15 protein-coding genes, 1 tRNA gene and 2 pseudogenes are annotated in these 17090 nt (G+C 67.8%); 7 read left to right on the forward strand and 11 right to left on the reverse strand.

All coding sequences use genetic code 11. The features are described from left to right. The first annotated feature begins 680 nt into the window (after positions 1-680). Positions 681-1238: a DUF4760 domain-containing protein gene (locus ACIQAC_RS10765; RefSeq protein WP_402189015.1), complete on the forward strand. Its 558-nt coding sequence runs from the start codon at positions 681-683 to the stop codon at positions 1236-1238. A gap of 30 nt (positions 1239-1268) precedes the next feature. On the opposite strand, the gene ACIQAC_RS10770 is transcribed toward ACIQAC_RS10765, so the two are convergent. Beyond that, complete coding sequence (locus tag ACIQAC_RS10770; protein WP_402189017.1) at positions 1269-1844, reverse strand: GNAT family N-acetyltransferase; 576 nt, start codon at positions 1842-1844, stop codon at positions 1269-1271. Positions 1845-1956: 112 nt separating this feature from the next. Between ACIQAC_RS10770 and ACIQAC_RS10775 the strand changes: the two genes are divergently transcribed. Further along, positions 1957-2820, forward strand: a complete 864-nt coding sequence (locus tag ACIQAC_RS10775; protein WP_402189019.1) for a DUF1932 domain-containing protein — start codon at positions 1957-1959, stop codon at positions 2818-2820. 51 nt (positions 2821-2871) lie between these two features. Here the strand turns inward: ACIQAC_RS10775 and ACIQAC_RS10780 are convergent, their stop codons facing one another. The 5 genes from ACIQAC_RS10780 to ACIQAC_RS10800 form a co-directional block, all read right to left on the reverse strand. After that, the gene (locus tag ACIQAC_RS10780; protein WP_402189021.1) at positions 2872-3432 is read right to left on the reverse strand and encodes a guanylate kinase; all 561 of its coding nucleotides are present in this window, start codon (positions 3430-3432) and stop codon (positions 2872-2874) included. A 745-nt stretch (positions 3433-4177) separates the two neighbouring features. Then, positions 4178-4732: a hypothetical protein gene (locus ACIQAC_RS10785; protein ID WP_402189023.1), complete on the reverse strand. Its 555-nt coding sequence runs from the start codon at positions 4730-4732 to the stop codon at positions 4178-4180. A gap of 253 nt (positions 4733-4985) precedes the next feature. Then, positions 4986-6197, reverse strand: coding sequence for a helix-turn-helix domain-containing protein (locus tag ACIQAC_RS10790; protein ID WP_402189024.1), 1212 nt, complete (start codon positions 6195-6197; stop codon positions 4986-4988). Continuing rightward, positions 6190-6993, reverse strand: coding sequence for a hypothetical protein (locus ACIQAC_RS10795; RefSeq protein ID WP_402189026.1), 804 nt, complete (start codon positions 6991-6993; stop codon positions 6190-6192). Before ACIQAC_RS10795 ends, ACIQAC_RS10790 begins: the two co-directional genes overlap by 8 nt. Before the next feature lie 152 nt (positions 6994-7145). Beyond that, on the reverse strand, positions 7146-7712 hold the full coding sequence (locus tag ACIQAC_RS10800) for a hypothetical protein (protein WP_402189312.1): 567 nt from the start codon (positions 7710-7712) through the stop codon (positions 7146-7148). Between the two features lie 11 nt (positions 7713-7723). Here ACIQAC_RS10800 and ACIQAC_RS10805 point away from each other — a divergent pair. Then, positions 7724-8533 (forward strand): annotated as a pseudogene (locus ACIQAC_RS10805) (LacI family DNA-binding transcriptional regulator); the annotation flags it as partial. 192 nt (positions 8534-8725) lie between these two features. On the opposite strand, the gene ACIQAC_RS10810 reads toward ACIQAC_RS10805, so the two are convergent. Next, complete coding sequence (locus tag ACIQAC_RS10810) at positions 8726-9535, reverse strand: hypothetical protein (RefSeq protein WP_402189028.1); 810 nt, start codon at positions 9533-9535, stop codon at positions 8726-8728. A gap of 133 nt (positions 9536-9668) precedes the next feature. Between ACIQAC_RS10810 and ACIQAC_RS10815 the strand changes: the two are divergent. The 3 genes and pseudogenes from ACIQAC_RS10815 to xerC all read left to right on the forward strand — a co-directional run. Further along, positions 9669-10328 (forward strand): annotated as a pseudogene (locus ACIQAC_RS10815) (replication initiator); the annotation flags it as partial. Beyond that, a complete protein-coding gene (locus tag ACIQAC_RS10820) occupies positions 10325-10513 on the forward strand; it encodes a helix-turn-helix domain-containing protein (protein ID WP_402189029.1) in 189 nt (62 codons plus the stop codon). The pseudogene ACIQAC_RS10815 and the gene ACIQAC_RS10820, both read left to right, overlap by 4 nt. Further along, positions 10513-11682, forward strand: coding sequence for a tyrosine recombinase XerC (gene xerC / locus ACIQAC_RS10825; RefSeq protein WP_402189031.1), 1170 nt, complete (start codon positions 10513-10515; stop codon positions 11680-11682). Before ACIQAC_RS10820 ends, xerC begins: the two co-directional genes overlap by 1 nt. Before the next feature lie 103 nt (positions 11683-11785). Here xerC and ACIQAC_RS10830 read toward each other — a convergent pair. The 3 genes from ACIQAC_RS10830 to ACIQAC_RS10840 form a co-directional block, all read right to left on the reverse strand. Further along, positions 11786-11859: transfer RNA gene (locus ACIQAC_RS10830), tRNA-Pro, on the reverse strand. Between the two features lie 33 nt (positions 11860-11892). Then, complete coding sequence (locus tag ACIQAC_RS10835) at positions 11893-12675, reverse strand: Pr6Pr family membrane protein (RefSeq protein ID WP_402189033.1); 783 nt, start codon at positions 12673-12675, stop codon at positions 11893-11895. A 260-nt stretch (positions 12676-12935) separates the two neighbouring features. Beyond that, complete coding sequence (locus ACIQAC_RS10840) at positions 12936-13862, reverse strand: metallophosphoesterase (protein WP_402189035.1); 927 nt, start codon at positions 13860-13862, stop codon at positions 12936-12938. 244 nt (positions 13863-14106) lie between these two features. Between ACIQAC_RS10840 and ACIQAC_RS10845 the strand changes: the two genes are divergently transcribed. Further along, complete coding sequence (locus ACIQAC_RS10845) at positions 14107-14571, forward strand: GatB/YqeY domain-containing protein (protein WP_402189037.1); 465 nt, start codon at positions 14107-14109, stop codon at positions 14569-14571. A 156-nt stretch (positions 14572-14727) separates the two neighbouring features. Here ACIQAC_RS10845 and ACIQAC_RS10850 read toward each other — a convergent pair whose 3' ends face one another. Further along, positions 14728-17064, reverse strand: a complete 2337-nt coding sequence (locus ACIQAC_RS10850; protein WP_402189039.1) for a transglycosylase domain-containing protein — start codon at positions 17062-17064, stop codon at positions 14728-14730. Between the last annotated feature and the right edge of the window lie 26 nt (positions 17065-17090).

Raw genomic sequence — 17090 nt, forward strand, 5'->3', positions numbered from 1 at the left:
ACCCCCGGCATCACGTCCGGACCGGAAAACTCACCTTATACGGCTGACCTGCGGATAAGCCGAAGTCCGGACTCCGGAGCCTCCTAGGTACAAGCCACGACTGGCAGGATCACAACGCAACAACGCACCCACGGTGCGTAGCCAAGGCAGGTCACCAGCTCAGTGCTCGGAGAGGCATCTCATGTCGCCGCATGATCTGGGTCAACTTCCGCCAAACTTCCGAGCCGGCCGCGTCGGCCCGGCCGTGGCCGCCTGAGGCCCGCGAGGCCTTCCGGGCACCACCGGCCGACGACCTGACCAACCCCCTCGATCCGTCCCGCCCCTTCTGTCCGGGTTGGCGCGGATCGACCCCGAACGCGTCGTTCGGCACCGGTCTCCACGTGGGGAGGGACCGGTGCCGAACGACGTGGCCAGCCACGTGGTGCGGCACCCTTTCCCTCCGGCGGCGCTCGGCCCGCCGGAGATCCGGCTGACGGCGTCCCGACGGACGGCGTCCCGGCAGACGGCATCCCGGCTGACGGCGATCAAGCCCTGTCGGCTGCCCCGGCTGCCCCGGCTGTCCCGCTGTCCCGGCTGCCCCGCCCTCCCCGGTGGCGCCGGCGTCCCCCGCCCCATCCGGCTTGAGCCATTGAAGCCGGAACGCCCCCGTCAGCAGGCCGTATTGCATAGGGTTTCGGTCCGTGACGTCGTATGAGCACTGGTCCCTGCTGGCGGCATTCGGCTCTCTGGCGATGGGAGTCATCGCGTTCGGCGCCGTGGCGTGGCAGCTGATGATGCTGTCGCGCAGCACGGAACGCGATCACGACAGGCGCCGCAAACAGGCGACCATGGAGTACCTCACGGCCAACATGGACCGCCGCAAGGTCCTGTTCGACGACGGAATACCGTACGAGCGCGATCACGCGGCCATAGAGGCCCTGATAGGCCGCTCACTGTCGGGCGACGCGGCGGCGACGAAGCTCATCACGTCGTACCTGACGACGTACAACTTCCTTGGTGTGGGCGCCCAGTCGGACGCGTTCGACCGCCAGGTCATCGACGAGGCATGGGGTGGCCTCATCATCTCGGTCTGGAACAACTACCGCCCCTGGGCCGAGGCCCAACGCCTCCTCCACGGCGAACCCCGCCTGTGGACCAACCTCCAGTGGCTGGCGTCCCAGATGACACCTAGACGTACGGCGGTGCCACGCGCAGCCGACGGAAACGTACCCCCGCAGGCAGACCCGGCGACGAGATAGTCCCGCGAAGCCCCCTACTCCCCTACTTCTCTACTCCTCCCCGCCGACCCGCTCGGGCGGAGGAGTCCGGTCGCGGAACCCATGCTCGGCCCCACAGGTCCGCCGCTGGGCCAGCCACCCGCTGACCCGGGGCCCGCCGTACCCGGCGACGCCATCAACAACCGTACGAACATGCTGAAACCCATGCCGAAGGTAGTAAGCCTGAAGCCCTTCATTGCTGGTCCAGGCATCGAGCCGCAACCACCGCGCGCCCGCCGCGTACCCGCGATCCCCGGCCCAGTCGAGCAGCCGCCCCCCAAGATTCATCCCGGCATACGCCCGCGCGACGGTGAGCTTGCTGACGTAGAGGGAGGGCTCAAGAAGCTCCTCCGCGGTCCACAGCCCGGCCCCGGCCCCGACCTCGACGGACAGACCCACGGCCGCGGCCGCAACGTCCCCATCCTTGACAAGAAACACCCTCCCGCCCTCAATCTCCGCCACCAACTTCTCAGCGGGATACCCCCGCTGCCACTGATCCGACCCCCGCCCAGCCAGCCAGCCGGCAGCCTCAACCCGAAAGCCGAGCAGGACGGCCACATCGGGGACTTGAGCGGGGACGATACGCACGGGGACTCGTATTCGGTGGGGTGGTCATTGGCCGTCGGCCGCTGGTTGGGTCGGATGTGGCTCGTTGGCCGTTGACTGCTGGTCGTAGAGCAAGGATCCCAGGAGCGAGCAGGTGGGACGGATCGATTCGGACTACGACATGACGTACACCGTCGGACTGCTGCATCCCGGCAGCATGGGCGCCGCCTTCGGCAGGCAGATACGTTCTCGTGGCCACGTGGTGCTGTGGTGCCCCGACGGACGTAGCGACACAACCCGCCGCCGCGCCGAGCGGGCCGGCCTCGAACCCGATTCTCTGCGCGGGCTGGTCTCCCGCTCCGACGTGCTGCTTTCCCTGTGCCCTCCCGCCGCCGCCGAGGAGACCGCAGCCCGTGTGGCCGAGTTCGTGAGCACCGACACCCACGCGCTCTACATCGAGGCGAACGCAGTCTCGCCGACGCGTGTGCAGCGCATCGCGGATCAACTGACTCCGATGCATGTCATCGATGCCGCGGTAGTCGGATCACCTCCGGAAGGCGGCAAGTCCCCGACGCTGTACGTCTCCGGCGCGGCTGCGGGAACCGATGTCACCACCAAACTGTTCGCAGGCACAGATGTGACAATTCGCGTCCTGGGTGAGGACCTGGGCAAAGCCTCGGCCCTCAAGCTCGCGTACTCCAGCTACCAGAAGGTCTCCCGGGTGCTGGCAGCCGTGGCGTACGGGGCGGCGGACGCACACGGTGTCGCGAGTGAACTGCTGGAGATAGCGGCGAAGCGCAATCGCAGCTACCTCGTGGAGACCGACTACATCCCGAAGGCCGCGGCCCGCGCATGGCGTTGGGGCCCGGAACTCGAAGACGCGGCGACCTTGCTCGCCGAAGCGGGCCTCCCGGACTCGCTACTGCACGCCGCAGCCACGACACTCGCCCGCTGGAACGAGAACCGGGACGAGCCGATGAACATCGCTGACGCGCTGGAGGCACTACGCACGGAGTAGTCCGGTGCAGCCAGTTCGACGGATGCCCGCAGAGATGATGACGCCGCACGGTCACGCAGACGGCTGGACCCCACGAACAACCCGATCAATCACCTCCGCGACTTCACGCGGTGCCATCACATCCGTATCCAGGCGCAGCTCCCACTGAGCCCGAGGATGACCCGCGAGATCCGCACGGACGTCATCCCACGCGCGCAGCCGAGCGACCGTATCGACATCACCCCGCTGCCGTGAACGCCGTGCGGTGGTCTCTTTGGAACACCACAGCAGAACACGCACCCAGCGCGCCCGACAGAGCCCGGCCACCTGCCGCACACCGTCCACCTGCCCGAGGTGTACGACGAGAATCCTGCCGCCCTCCATAGCCCGATCGAGCCCGGCCCGATCAACGACATAGGTGTTGCCGTACCGGCCGTTCCGGTAAACGACATCACCCCGAGCCTCCAGCAAGGCCAACTGCTCCGGCGTGCGCATCCGGTAACCCTGAGTCTTCCCGTTCCCAATCTTCATCCGGGCGAACTGGACGTACCGACTGTCGAGTTCATTGAGCGCCGCAGTGATCGTGTCCTTACCCACGGCCGGTGGCCCATACAACAGAATGCCCCGCTTCATGCGAACACTGTCCCGTAGATCAGGCGCTCGTTCGGCAGTGACAGAGATCGGTCGCCGGGAATCCGGCCCGGCCCCCGACCATGTCGTTCCGTTGGAGCGGATCGCCCCCTTGATCGGCCAAAGCAGTCGGGCGAGCACCAGGGCCACCCACTGCTGGCAACTACGGGCCGCGTTCACCAGAGGCTGCCGAACCCATGGACATGCAACCCCGCCGAAGATCAAGAGAGGGAGGCTGCGGCGAATGATGAAAAGGGCAACATGGTGGCCCGACCAAAATCGGTCAGCCCTCTGTCTGACCCCCAGGACACGATAAAGGACCAACCGCGATCACGCGGTTGGCCCTCTGACCAGCGTCTGGGGGCGGGATTTGAACCCACGACGTCTTCGTCCCGAATAATGTGCGGAAAGATCGCTGACCAGGATCGTTGAACGTATGTGCAGGTCAGGTCCTCGGCGTGCGTTGGTCAGCATAGGTGCAGCGCGGCATGATTCTCTTGATCCACTCCCCGTTCACTCTCCGGGGCTTGGCTCTGAGGCGAGCACGAGGCGCCAGTCAAGCGTTTCTACCCGCAGGACTCTTAGCTTCGACGCATGGCGCTGTTCGCTGTATGGAGGGGTACGACCAAATCGTCATCGCCAAGCAAGGCGGATGGGCCCCCACCCTACGGTCCCCGTTGGCTACCTCGTAGTCGCCAACCAGCGGGAGGGCGAGGTCCTGTCGGCGTGCTGTAGTCCCTGCTGCCCGTCAGTCCTGCCCAGTTTGCTTGGCTCTTTCCCGCTTTTCGCGCTCTTTGTCGCGCCGTTTACTGCGGCCCTTCTTCGTGAATCCCTTGTTGCGGAAACCGAGACGCAGGCTCCGCCAGACGTTCCTGCGGCGCTGGCGCAGCCTTTGTCTCCGGCTCCGCCACTTGGCTCGCCGTGTCTCCCGGGCGCTTCCAGGGAGAGGCGTGCCGCCCACCCGGACCGGTAGGTTGAAGTTCTTGCGGCTCCACCGGGTCCCTGCTGCGTCGGTGTACTCGACCTTCACGTCAGGAGACTGCCAGCGCAATGCCGGGTCGTCCGGCGGGTCTTGCCAGTTGAAGACGAAGTGCACCGTTTCACCGGCGGGCAGCAGGTCCTTCTTCCGCGGGGTGGCCGTGGCGGGCACCAAGGCAATGGTCAGCCAGCCCACGTCCGGTCCGCCGTCTTCGTCGAGGTGCGCCTCCGCCTTGACGGTGACCCTGGTGACCGGGGTCAGCCCGAAGTTGCGGACTCGTACCCCGTCACGGTTGAGGTCTTCGATCCCGGTGTGCGCAGCCATTTCGCTTCGGGTGCCAGCCAGCACCTGGTCTTGGGCGGCCCGCTGCCGGGAGGCGATCCATAGAGCCGTGACAGTGGCAGCGATAGTCCCAGCGGCAGACAGTCATTGCGGGAAGGTGCCCCAGTCCCATTGCGACGTTGTCGCCGGGACGGTTCCGCCACACGACAGCCACTGAGCAGTCACCTCAGCAACATAGCCGAAGGTACTGCCTCGTGACTTCGACCTGCCCGGTCCACAAGAGCGTGGCTGCCGTCTAGGGCGCGCTACTGACTAGTCGGAGGGCTGGCCGGTCTTCCTCGGTGCCGAGCATTCGACGAACTTGGGGCACGCTCCAGGCCAGTTCACGTGCCAGTTCCGTGATTGTCAGGCCGTTGTCGCAGGCAAGGGCGAACGCCTGAGAAAGTAGAGCGGGTTGCTCGCTGGGGTAGCCAGCTAGGGAGTCCGGAGCGAAACCGGGTTGCCCCTGGAGGCCGTGCAGGCGCTGATAGGCGCGGCTTGCCGAAGAGTCCGACAGGAGGCCGAGTTCTCGGCAGCGGTACAGGAGGGAGTGCACCGACACTCCCCAGGTGTCGCGCAACTTCGACAGCTTGTGCAGGTCGGCTCGTGCGGGCAGCTCGGACAGGATCGACTCGCGGGGCGTTAGGAACTCCGCTGCAAAGCTGTCGGCTTCACGCTCTTGGGAGATGTCACCTGGGCTGGCGTCGCCGTGCAGGATGAGATGACCCAGCTCGTGGGCCGCGCTGAAGCGGTGCCGGTAGACGTCGTCGGTCCTGTTTGGGGTCAATACGATCAATGGTCGGGGAAGGCGCGAGGTAGAAAAGGCGTCGACGGATCGCAGGTCCTCGTCCCGCTGGGGGGTGATCACCACTATCCCGTGCGCTTCCAACCGTCGGATCAGGTGGGTGATCGGGCCGGCGCCCAACCCCCACGTGACTCGTAGGGCGCGGGCGGCGGAAGCTGGGTCGCTGGGCAGTTCGGTGCCCGAGAGGACCTCCCCGCCGGCGAAGCCGGGCAGGTCGACCGTAGGGAGCCGGACACGCTTTTCGAGTGCGTAGGTCAGCTCCCATGCCTGTTCGGTGAACGCAATGGCTTTGGCGCGTTGGTAGGACCTTGTGCTGCGCAGGCTGCGGAAATGTGCGGCCGAGAGATCCAGTCGTGCGTGGGGGCGCCCTGACAGGAAGTATGTCAACGGTACCTCCAAGATCTCCGCCAATCGCGGCAGGAGGTCAGGGCGAGGCCGGTTGGTGCCCATCTCGTACTGACTCACTGCGGCCGGGGTTACTCCAAGCTCGTCGGCCAGACTTCTCTTCGTCATCCCCAGGAGGTTCCGTGCCTGAGCCAGCCGGGCGGGATCGAATGCTTCATGCACTGCGGCCGGGGAGGGCTGTTCCAGCCCGGCGCGGCCTTTGCGAGCGCTGCGGCTGCCAGGCGCCGTAAACAGCGGGGGTTGGGTCTTGTCACTCATCGCCGTCTTCTGTTTCGGGGGTCGTCGGTTCATGCTCGGCGGACGGATCCTTGGCGATCCCGAAGCGTGGCGTGACATCCAGCGAAGGCACCTCGCCCCTGGCGAAGCCTTGTTCGGGTGTGTTGCCTGCGTCGTGCAGAGCCTGGCGAGAGCTGCCGGAGTCTTGCGCGGTGGCGATGCTCATGTCGAGCCGCTCGGGCTCCCACAACATGGTGCCGTCGTCTTCCAGCGAGTAAGGCGTACCCCACCAGGCGGCCAGAATCTCGTCGCTGTCGGCGTTGGCCACATACGCTACGTAGATCACCTTCAGCTTCTCTTTCTTGGCCGCTGCGGCGGCTTCGGCGACCGTTGGGTTTGCCTCCGCCTCGGTGGCGGCGGGAGTATCGAACAGGGTCGGAGCGGGGTCTACGCCGTTGTCACGGGACACCTTCTGAGGGATCTTCGTGCTCAGCTTCGCACAGGAGATCGGCTCCTTCAGCGACGTGGCGTGCCGGAACGGGATCAGTACGCGCCCGTTGACCACCGCCAGGCTGTACGACGCCCCCTTGGGCTTGTGGGGTTCGTAACCAGGTAGCGAAGCCAAGTCGAATTGCGAGACGACTTGGTGGTAGCGCGTGGCCCACATGCTGCCGTAGGGGCGCTTGTCCTCGGCCCCTGCTGCCTCGGCTGTCACCTGAACCAAGCGAGCCGCCTTTTGGCCACGCGCCAGGCCGGTGACCACATGCCGCATCACCTCCGCGGTGTGCTCACCAAATTGCTCGACACCCCACCGCGACGGCGTAACCTCACCAGCCATGATCCCCTCCCAGGAGACTAGGCACTTACTGAACAAGCGGCAAAGTACCACGGGGGCTTAATTTCCACTCAGGAAATGCCCATGATGATGGGCGGTTTCGACATGAGCCCCGCGCCGTCGCACCCCTCTCCGGTTCATCTTCTTCCGCGGACTCAGGACGCGGGCCGGTATGTGGCGGCCGGGCCGATCGCGCCGGGCCCGAACCTCTCCCGGATTCGGTCTGCGGTGGACTCCGCTACCAGGCGCGCCTGTCGGGCGGCGTCGAGGTTGAGTTGTTCGGCGACTTGGTCGGCGTCGACCAGGTCCTCGCCGCGCAGTGCGAGCCCGGTCAGCCGGCCGCGCTGGAGGCCTGCGGCGCCCATCACCTGGTAGGCGAGCAGGCGCAGATCGTCCTCGTGCCCGGACGGCTCCACCAGGCGGCGGGTCTTCTCCCACGTCGTTCCCCCGGCGAACCAGAGGGTCAACGTGAGGGCGCGGGCGGCCTGCTCGCGGCGGCGTAGCTCGGCACCGAGCTGCACGACCAGACCGAGCAGGGCCGACCGCACGGGAGCTCCGTCCAACACGTCGTGGGGGAAGCGATGCCGGACGGTGGCAGAGGCGGGCTGACGGCGTGGGGTGACGGTGCGGGGGTCGATGCCGCGGGCCCGGTCGACGGCCATACGGCCGGCCTTCCCTCCGAGGATCCGCTGGACCGTCGCGGGCGGGAGCGCGGCGAGCATGCCGACGTGGCGACTCAGGGGAGTTCGAGCGCTGCCCACCCAAGGACGACTCCTACCGGACCATCGACACGCCCAAGTGGCTCTCTGGCTTGGTCGCAAGCCACATCGCCAGGACCGAGTCGGCACCGTGCCCATGCCACGAGCACGACTACGTGTTCCGTGGTCACGGCCCCGCCAACGGCGCTGCCCGGCAAGTCGGCGCCAAGCTGATCGACGTCGCCCGCCGTGCGGAAGTCTCCGCCGCAACGGTGTCGAATGTGCTCAACCGGCCGGATACGGTCGCGGAGCAGACGCGGATCAGAGTGGCGACAGCCATTGCAGAACTTGGCTACGTCCGTGCGGGCCAGACGGCAGAGACCGCAGCCCACTGGCGTCGAACTGGTTTCGCGACCTGGCTGTTCCGCCCGGCCGCAACAGGGTGGTACCCGAAGAAGGCTCCGCAGGAAGCGCGTCCCGTACCCGTGATGGCTCACCCTTGGCCGGCGGTGCCTGCGCGAGGCCGGATTGCGTCAGGGCGCGCCGATGCTTGCTGGCTGCCGATCGCGCGGGGTCTCACTCCGCACGGGCTCAGGCACTCCCACAAGACAGTCATGGAGGAACTCGGGACCCCACCCAAGCTGATGGACCAGCGTATGGGGCACGAGGACGGCTCGGTGCAAGCCCGCTACTCGCACATCACCGCGAGGATGCGGAACCGGCCTATGGACGAACTGACCGAGCAGTGGGAGGAAGCGTTGGCGGCACGGTCTGCCATGCATCCGCGGTCACCGGTGCGCGCGCTTGATGCTCTGCTGAGCGCACCCACTCCGGAATTGGCGTGATCTGACCGCAGTTGGCGTCTTACAGGTCCATCGGGACGTATCAGGTGACTTGCTGGACGCGCACGTTGAGCTGGAACTGGAGGAACCCGTTCTGCTTGAGCTAGCTATGCGACGCCGCATTTAGGGGCCCGTCCCCCTGCGGTCCGGGCGCCTAACCGTGGCGCGGCGCCCGGGCCTTCCTCCTCCGGCCGGTCACGCGGGCGGGGTCACGCGCTCCTTGTAGAGCTGGAAGCCGTACTCGACCATCTGCACGGTGCGCGTCGTGACCCAGACCATGATCTTGGAGTCGGTGGAGAGACGGGTAAGGGCGACGTTGCCCACCTGGCCGACTATCTCCTTCTCCAGGAAGCCCATGCTGTGGACGTCCCCGTGCGCGAGCGCGCTGCATGCGCTCCAGACAGCTTCTGCCTGGGCCTTCCCCATGCCGGCGAGGTGTTCGCCAGCGGTTTGGACCATCTTCGTGTAGCCGAAGGCCAGCTCCTTCTTCACGTCGCTCTGCGGGATCCCGGCGCCGACGGCTAGGTCCCGGATCTGCTTCGCGCGCTCGGCCGTGGGGCGCGGCGGGGTCGTGCCGAGGAGCTCGTGCATACGGTCCGAGTGCTTGTCGTTGTCCGCCTGGAGGGCCAGTCTGCGCTTGATGCGCGTCAGGCGCTTGCCCGGCGCGAGCAGCCAGACCGAGCGAGCACTGTTCTCGAACGCCCCCCGCAGCAGCGTCGCCTGGGCGTAGGGGTGCATCGTGACCGTGATGTGATCGCCCTGCTGGTCGCCGATAAGGCTGCGGCGGAGGGCATTCAGGTGATCGGACGCGACGGTGAGTGCCTGCCAGGCCAGATGCGACACCTGATACGGGTTGGTCTTGGCGTCGTCGCCCGCCAGGGCGCTGCCCACCTGCACATCCCAGGCTGACGAGTGCGTGGAGGTGAGCGCTTCGTAGGGTTTCGTCTTCTCCAGCTGCGTCAAGATGGCCTGGAGGTACTGCTGTTCGTCGGTGCTTGTTGTCACGGGATGAGCGTATTCAGGGAACTCGCCCGTATGCGACCGACTTTCGAGGGCGGGCAAGTGGGCGCCAGCGGGGGCAGCCCGGGCGTCCAGCCGTGGTGTGGTGCCCGGGCCGATAGGTGGGCGGGGTGACAGGGTCCGCCTCGACGGGCCGGAAGGCGGGGATGCCGCACCGCCGTCCTGGGCAACGGCCGAGCTGCTGACGGATGCGATCCAGGCCGCTGCGACCGCCGCGCGCGTCAATGGCCCAGAGATCGACGGTCGTAGCCACACCTTCGGGTTTGGCCGCCAACTCGACGTCCGCCCGATCCGCTCGGCCGACTTCGACGGCGGCCAAGAGCTGACCGATAGGGCCGTTGCGGCGTACATCGCCAAGTACGCCACCAAGGGTGCCGAGACAGCGACCGGCGGCCTGGATCGCCCGATCCGGTTCCTTGCCGAGCTGGCTCAGGCGCGCATCTCGGAACACGCCCGCCGAATGATCCGTACCGCGTGGGCTCTCGGAGCGCGCCGCGAGTTGGCGGACCTCCGTTTGCGCGCCTGGGCTCACATGCTCGGATTCCGCGGCCACTTCTCCACCAAGTCCCGCCGCTACTCGACCACTCTCGGCGCTCTCCGCGACGCCCGCGCCGACTGGCGCCGGACCCAAGTCGCCCAGCCCGTCCCGAACGACGGCGAAACGACGCTCGTCCTTGCCCACTGGGTGTTCGCCGGGACGGGTCTCAGCACCGCTGAGAGCTGGCTGGTCACATCCCTCGAACCCGCCCCCGGAACGGAAGGAGAACCCACCGCATGACCTCGGGCGCGCCCGAATTACTGACCGTTCCGGAGGTCATGACGCGACTCAGGCTCGGCCGCACCAAGGTCTACGACCTCATCCGTGCCGGGCGCCTGGTCTCCATCAAGGTCGATGGCTGCCGTCGCATCCCTGACACCGCTGTACGTGCCTTCATCCGAGGCCAGATGGGAGAGGCGGCCTGATGACCAAGCGTCGTAGCCGCGGTGACGGCGGTCTGCACTGGGACGAGAAGAGACAGCGATGGATCGCCACGGCGAACCTCGGCTTCGATCCGAGCGGCAAGCGGATCGTGAAGCGGGGGAGCGGCAAGACCAAGACGGAGGCGAAGAACAAGCTCAAAGAGGTGCTGCGGGACCACGAAGACGGCCTCGCTATCGCGCCCACCAACTACACAGTCAAGGACGCGGTCACGGACTGGCTTGCATACGGCCTTGCCGGCCTCGATCCCAGCACAGTCGAGACCACAACCCTCCTGAGCGAGAAGCACGTCATCCCGTCACTCGGCGCCCGTAAGCTCCGCGACCTCAGTGCGGAGGACGTAGACCGCTGGCTCGCCACCAAGGCGAAGACCCTCAGCACCCGCACACTCCAGGGCCTCCACTCCTGCCTGAACCGCGCGGTTAAGCGGGCCATGGCGCGGGACAAGGTGAAGCGGAACGTCGTCGAGCTGTGCTCGGTGCCGCAGGGCCAGGCCGGGCGGCCGTCCAAGGCGCTCACGTTCGTCCAGGCCGAGGCCGTACTCAAGGGGGCCGAAGGGACCACGATGTACGCGTACATGGTGGTCGCGCTCTTGACCGGTGCCCGCACTGAGGAACTCCGCGCCCTCACCTGGGACCACGTCTTCCTGAAGGGACGTCCGGACTTCGATCCGCCGCAGCCTCCGCACATCGCTGTCTGGCGGTCGGTTCGGCGGAGCGGGGACACCAAGACCCGGAAGTCCCGGCGCACCCTCGCTCTGCCGGCGCGCTGCGTGGACGCGCTCTGGCAACAGTTCGAGGATCAAGGGTGGGACCGGCTTGCCGCTGACGAGGAGTGGGAGGAACACGGACTCGTCTTCTCCTCGGCTGTCGGTAAGCCGCTCGATGCAGCCAACGTCCGCCGTGCCTTCCGCCAGGCGCTCAAAGACGTTGACGGTGTCGACGCTGCCGAGTGGACGCCCCGGGAGCTCCGGCACAGCTTCGTGTCGCTGCTCTCCGACCGGGGCGTCCCTTTGGAGGAGATCTCCCGGCTCGTGGGGCACTCGGGTACCGCCGTGACCGAGGAGGTCTACCGGAAGCAGATCCGGCCGGTCATCCAGACCGGCGCCGTCGTCATGGACGGCATCTTCGGAGCCGATCCGCGGAAGCCGTAGACGCTAAGTCACTCAGGAAGCGATAGTCACGCAGTTAGACACTCAGCAACGCCAGAGGGCCCTTACCGATTGGGTAAGGGCCCTCTGAACTGCTATTTGGCTGTCGGGGTGGCGGGATTTGAACCCACGACCTCTTCGTCCCGAACGAAGCGCGCTGCCAAGCTGCGCTACACCCCGATGTCCCCACGTGTCGTGGCGACGACGATTACTTTAGCCCACCGGTGGCTGGAGACGAAATCCGGTTTTCGCCCGGTGGCGGATGGGGTTCGGGCGGATGTGGTCGAGGGCGACCAGGAACACGGCGACGGCGTAGAAGGAGAGGCCCAGCAGGAGCGCGTTGGCGAGGACGCTGCGGTAGCCGTGCTGGTCGACGTCCAGGAAGGAGTAGAGGTAGCGGTCCGCCGCGCCGGGCAGCAGCAGCTCGCCTCTCGCCAGCGAAAACACCAGGTAGGCCATGGGATACAGGAGCCACGGCGCCGCCTGGCGCAGACGGAACGCACCCGGCGCCGTCAGGAACAGCCAGTCCACGACCGCGGCCGCGGGAACCACCGTATGCAGGAGATGGTTCGCCACCGCCGCCCAGCCCGCCGGCTGCGTTGGTTCCGTCATCGAGAACGGGCTCGAGTCGTTCGCCAGCAGCAGGTGGTACACCAGCGCCGCCGCCACGACGTACAGGAGCGCCGCACCCGACCACGCCCCCGGCATCGGGCGCCGTGCCGACCACGCGCGCCGGGCCGAGTCCAGCAACAGCAGCGCCAGCAGGATGCTCGCCTGGATCGTGAAGTAGCTCAGCACCCTGAGCGGACTGCCGAGGATCAGGTAGATGGCGACGCCCCCGCCCGCGGCCAGCGCCACCAGCACGCGGAACGTGGCGACCAGGGGGCGGCGTACGCGGGCCACGACGGCCGACGCGGGGACGGGCGAGGGCAGCAATGAGGGCATGCCCGGGACAGCGGGGAGGTCCGGGATGTCCCTGGGTATCGGGGCGGTCATGCCCTCACGCTAGGCAAAACCGGCATATCGGGCCATGTGGGGGAGGCTGTGTGGGTTACGGGACGCCGGGGTATGCCATCGCAGGGACCCGCCCCACGGGGACTCGCCCCCGCGGGGACCCGTCCTCACGGGGACCCGCCCCCACTGGAGACCCGCCCCCGCGAGGGATACGCCCCTCCGGCACACGTCCCGCCGCCCCGCCAGGACCCGCCCCGCCAGGACCCGCCCCGCCAGGACCCGCCCCGCCAGGACCCGCCCCCTTACCCCCGCCCCACCAACGTCAACAACGTAGCCTCCGGCGGGCACGCGAACCGTACTGGTGTGTAGCGGTTCGTCCCGCACCCCGCCGACACGTGCATGTACGACGTACGCCCCCCCGACGTATGCGTCGACAGGCCCTTCACCCGTTCCGTGTCCAGGTCGCAGTTGGTGACGAAGGCGCCGTAGAAGGGGAGGCAGAGCTGGCCGCCGTGGGTGTGGCCGGCCAGGATCAGCGGGTAGCCGTCGGCCGTGAACGCGTCCAGGCTGCGGACGTACGGCGCGTGCACCACGCCGATCGAGACGTCCGCCGAGCCCGACGGGCCGCCCGCCACCCGCTCGTACCGGTCCCGCTTGATGTGCGGGTCGTCCACGCCGGTCAGCTCGATCGACACACCCTCCGACTTCAGCGTGCCGCGCGCGTTCGTGAGGTTCAGCCAGCCCGCCTCGTCGAAACCGTCGCGCAGCTTCTCCCACGGGTTGTGGAGGGCTCCTACGGCGGGTGCGTTGCCGTTGAGACCGTGGCGGCCCTGCGCCTTCTCGAACAGATAGCGGGCCGGGTTGCGCAGCTTCGGTCCGTAGTAGTCGTTCGAGCCGAACACGTACGCGCCCGGCAGATCCATCAGCGGGCCCAGCGCGTCCAGTACCTCCGGGACGCCCTCCGGGTCGGACAGGTTGTCCCCCGTGTTGATCACGAAGTCCGGGCGCAGCCCCGCCAGCGAACGCAGCCAGCGCTGCTTTTTGCGCTGGCCGCTCACCATGTGGATGTCCGAGACGTGCAGCACGCGCAGGGGGCCCATCCCGGGCGGCAGTACGGGAACGGTGACCCGTCGGAGCCGGAACGAGCGGGCTTCGAAGCCCGCCGCGTAGATCAGTCCGGCGGCGCCGGCCGCCGTGATTCCCAGGGGTACTCCGTATCGCGCGCGCATACGACCATCGTGTCAGAACCACGCCCTGGACCCGCATTCCGCCCGGTCATCCGGCCAACCTCCGCCACGCGCCCGCTCCCTGTCCGCTCCCTGTCCGCCCCCTGCCCGGGACCTTCCCCACCCCCCGGGCACGCGCCTCACCCGGAGCCTGGACCACCCCGTACCCGCGCCCCCAGTCGGCCCCACCTCCACCCCACCCGCAAATCCCCGGCACCCCACCCCCCGTACCTGCGACAATCAATCCATGACCACGCTCAAGTCGAAGCTCCAGGACGACCTCAACGCCGCGATCAGGGAGCGCAACGAGCTCCGCTCCTCCACGCTCCGGCTGACCCTGACCGCGATCACCAAGGAGGAGGTCGCGGGCAAGGAGAAGCGCGAGCTCTCCGACGACGAGGTCCTCAAGGTGATCACCCGCGAGGCGAAGAAGCGCCGCGAGGCCGCCGACGCGTTCGCGCAGGGCGGTCGTCCCGAGCAGGCCGAGCGGGAGAAGGCGGAGGGCGAGCTGCTCGCCGGGTACCTGCCGAAGCAGATGTCCGACGAGGAGCTGACGCAGATCGTCGCCCAGGCCGTCGAGGAGGCCAGGGCCGCCGGCGCGGAGGGGCCGCGGGCCATGGGCGCGGTCATGAAGATCGTGAACCCGAAGGTGGCCGGCCAGGCGGAAGGCGGCCGCGTCGCCGCCACGGTCAAGAAGCTGCTCGCCGGCTGAGAAACGGCAACATCGGCCCAGGAGTTCGTACGAGGACGGGGGCGCCCCCAACCAAGGGGCGCCCCCGTCCTCGTACCGGAAATACCTGGGCCTCGGCCCAGTCCGTTCCTAGGCCCAGCCCATCCCTAGGCCCTGGCCCTAGACCTAGACCTAGACCTACGGCCAGTTCCCGCCGTTGTCCCCGTTGCCGCCGCCGTTCTCGTTCCCCTGGATCCAGCCCTCGGGGATCGAGAACGTGGGGTCGGGCTCGGCGCCGCCGTTCGTGCCGCCGTTGTCCTGGCCGCCGACCGTGACGCCGCCGTCGGTCAGGCCGCCGATGACGCCGCCGTTGTCACCGCCGCCGGCGTTGTTCCCGTCGTCGCCGTTGTCCCCGTCGCCGTTGCCGCCGCCGTCCTCGTCACCGCGGCCCCGGTCGCGCTCCTGGGGGTTGGGGATGTCGATGATGTTGAACGGGGGCGCGTCCTTGCCGGACAGCGCGCCGGTCATGGCGTCCCGCCAGATCGGGCCGGGGACCCGGCCACCGAAGACCAGGTCGTGGTAGACCCCGCCGATGGTGATGTTCCGCATCTGGACCTTCTGGCTGGCACTGCCGACCCAGACGGCACCGGACAGGTTCGGGGTGTAGCCCACGAACCACGCGTTCTTGCGCTCGTCCGTCGTACCCGTCTTGCCCGCGCTCTGCCGGTCGTTGAGACCGGCCTCCTGACCCGTACCGGAGTCGACCACACCGCGCAGCAGGGTGTTGACCGTGTCCGCGGTCTGCTCGGACATCGCGCGCGAGCACGTGGACTTCGGCACCTGGAGCGACTTCTGCTCCTCACCGAGCTTCTGCGTGATCGACTCTATGGCGATCGGCGTGCAGTACATCCCGCGGGACGCGAAGGCGGCGTAGGCGCTCGCCATGGTCAGCGGGGAGATGCCCTGCGAGCCGAGCGCGATGGCGGGGCCCTGCGGCAGCTTCTTGTTGTCGCCCTGCACCACGTGCAGCGCGTCGGTCATGTCCACCACGGGGCAGAGCCCGATGTCGGAGATCATCTGCACGAAGTAGGTGTTGACCGACTTCGCCATCGCCTCTTCGAGGCGGTACGGGCCGACCTCCGACTCGTTCTCGTTCTCGGCCCTGGTGCCGTCCTCGTTGATCCACTGCTTGCCGTCGCACGCCTGGATCGGGCTCGGGTACTCCATGTCGTACGGCGAGGAGTACTCCTGCGTGGGCGGCCTGCCCTCCTCCAGGGCGGCCGCGGCGACGAACGGCTTGAACGTCGAACCGGTCGGGAAGCCGAAGTTCGAGCCGCCCATGCTGTGGTCGACCGAGTAGTTGATCTCGGTCTCGTCCTTGCCGTAGCCGTACGGCTTGGACTGGCCCATGCCGAGGATCTTGCCGGTGCCGGGCTCGACCAGGGTGGTGGCCGCGGCGACCGAGTCGGACTGGTTGACGTGGTCCTCAAGCGACGCCTGCACCGACTCCTGCGCCTGCGGCTCCAGGGTCGTGCGGATCGTCAGGCCGCCCTGGTTCCAGACCTTGGCCCGGGCCTCCTTGGTCTTGCCGAAGACCGGGTCGTTCAGGAAGACGTTGCGGACGTAGTCGCAGAAGAAGCCGGCGCCGCTGACGGCCGTGATGCAGCCGTTCTTCGGCTCGCTCACCTTCAGGCCGAGCGGTGCCTTCATCGCCTTGTCGGCCTCGGCCTTCGAGACGTCACCGACCTCGGCCATGCGCTGGAGCACGGTGTTGCGGCGCTTGGTGGCCTCGGCCTCGTCGTTCACCGGGTCGTACCGGCTGGGCGACTGGACGATGCCGGCGAGCAGCGCCGACTCCTGGAGGTTCAGGTCCTTCGCCGGCTTGGAGAAGTAGCGCTGCGCGGCCGCCTCGACGCCGTAGGCCTGCTGGCCGAAGAACGTGATGTTCAGGTAGTTCTCGAGGATCTTCTTTTTGCCCAGCTCCTCCTCGACCTGGATCGCGTACTTCAGCTCCTTGATCTTCCGGCCGAGGGTCTGCTGGGTGGCCTGCGCGACCTTCGTCGGGTCGTCGCCGGCCTCCTCCACGAAGACGTTCTTCACGTACTGCTGGGTGAGCGTGGACGCGCCCTCGGCTACGCCGCCGCTCTGCGCGTTGGCGTTCACCGCGCGCAGCACGCCCTTGAGGTCCACCGCCCCGTGCTGGTAGAAGCGGGCGTCCTCGATCGCGACGATCGCCTTCTGCATGTACGGCGAGATGTCCTTGAGGCCGACCACCGTGCGGTCGCGCGAGTAGACCGTGGCGATCTGGCCGCCGTCGGCGTCGAGGATCGTGGTGCGCTGGCTCAGCGGCGGGGTCTTCAGGTTGGCCGGCAGCTCGTCGAAGCTGTCCACCGAACCCTTCGCGGCGAGACCCAGCGCGCCTACGGCGGGCAGCGCGATCCCGGCCATCACGGCACCTGCGAGCACACTGACACCGAGGAACTTGGCGGCCTGTTGCGTCGGCGACAGACCACCGCCCGAGCGGTTCTTTGGCATGGGGGCAGCCTACGTTCTCATTCACC

The sequence above is a fragment of the Streptomyces sp. NPDC088387 genome (genome assembly GCF_044753385.1).
GTDB lineage: Bacteria > Actinomycetota > Actinomycetes > Streptomycetales > Streptomycetaceae > Streptomyces.

Excerpts from the sequence above, each read along its gene's own strand:
- ACIQAC_RS10850 (WP_402189039.1), bottom strand. The coding sequence starts at position 17,064 with ATGCCAAAGAACCGCTCGGGCGGTGGTCTGTCGCCGACGCAACAGGCC.
- ACIQAC_RS10780 (WP_402189021.1), bottom strand. The coding sequence starts at position 3,432 with ATGAAGCGGGGCATTCTGTTGTATGGGCCACCGGCCGTGGGTAAGGAC.
- ACIQAC_RS10835 (WP_402189033.1), bottom strand. The coding sequence starts at position 12,675 with ATGACCGCCCCGATACCCAGGGACATCCCGGACCTCCCCGCTGTCCCG.
- ACIQAC_RS10795 (WP_402189026.1), bottom strand. The coding sequence starts at position 6,993 with ATGGCTGGTGAGGTTACGCCGTCGCGGTGGGGTGTCGAGCAATTTGGT.
- ACIQAC_RS10845 (WP_402189037.1), top strand. The coding sequence starts at position 14,107 with ATGACCACGCTCAAGTCGAAGCTCCAGGACGACCTCAACGCCGCGATC.
- ACIQAC_RS10840 (WP_402189035.1), bottom strand. The coding sequence starts at position 13,862 with ATGCGCGCGCGATACGGAGTACCCCTGGGAATCACGGCGGCCGGCGCC.
- ACIQAC_RS10800 (WP_402189312.1), bottom strand. The coding sequence starts at position 7,712 with ATGCTCGCCGCGCTCCCGCCCGCGACGGTCCAGCGGATCCTCGGAGGG.
- ACIQAC_RS10790 (WP_402189024.1), bottom strand. The coding sequence starts at position 6,197 with ATGAGTGACAAGACCCAACCCCCGCTGTTTACGGCGCCTGGCAGCCGC.
- ACIQAC_RS10785 (WP_402189023.1), bottom strand. The coding sequence starts at position 4,732 with ATGGCTGCGCACACCGGGATCGAAGACCTCAACCGTGACGGGGTACGA.
- ACIQAC_RS10820 (WP_402189029.1), top strand. The coding sequence starts at position 10,325 with ATGACCTCGGGCGCGCCCGAATTACTGACCGTTCCGGAGGTCATGACG.
- xerC (WP_402189031.1), top strand. The coding sequence starts at position 10,513 with ATGACCAAGCGTCGTAGCCGCGGTGACGGCGGTCTGCACTGGGACGAG.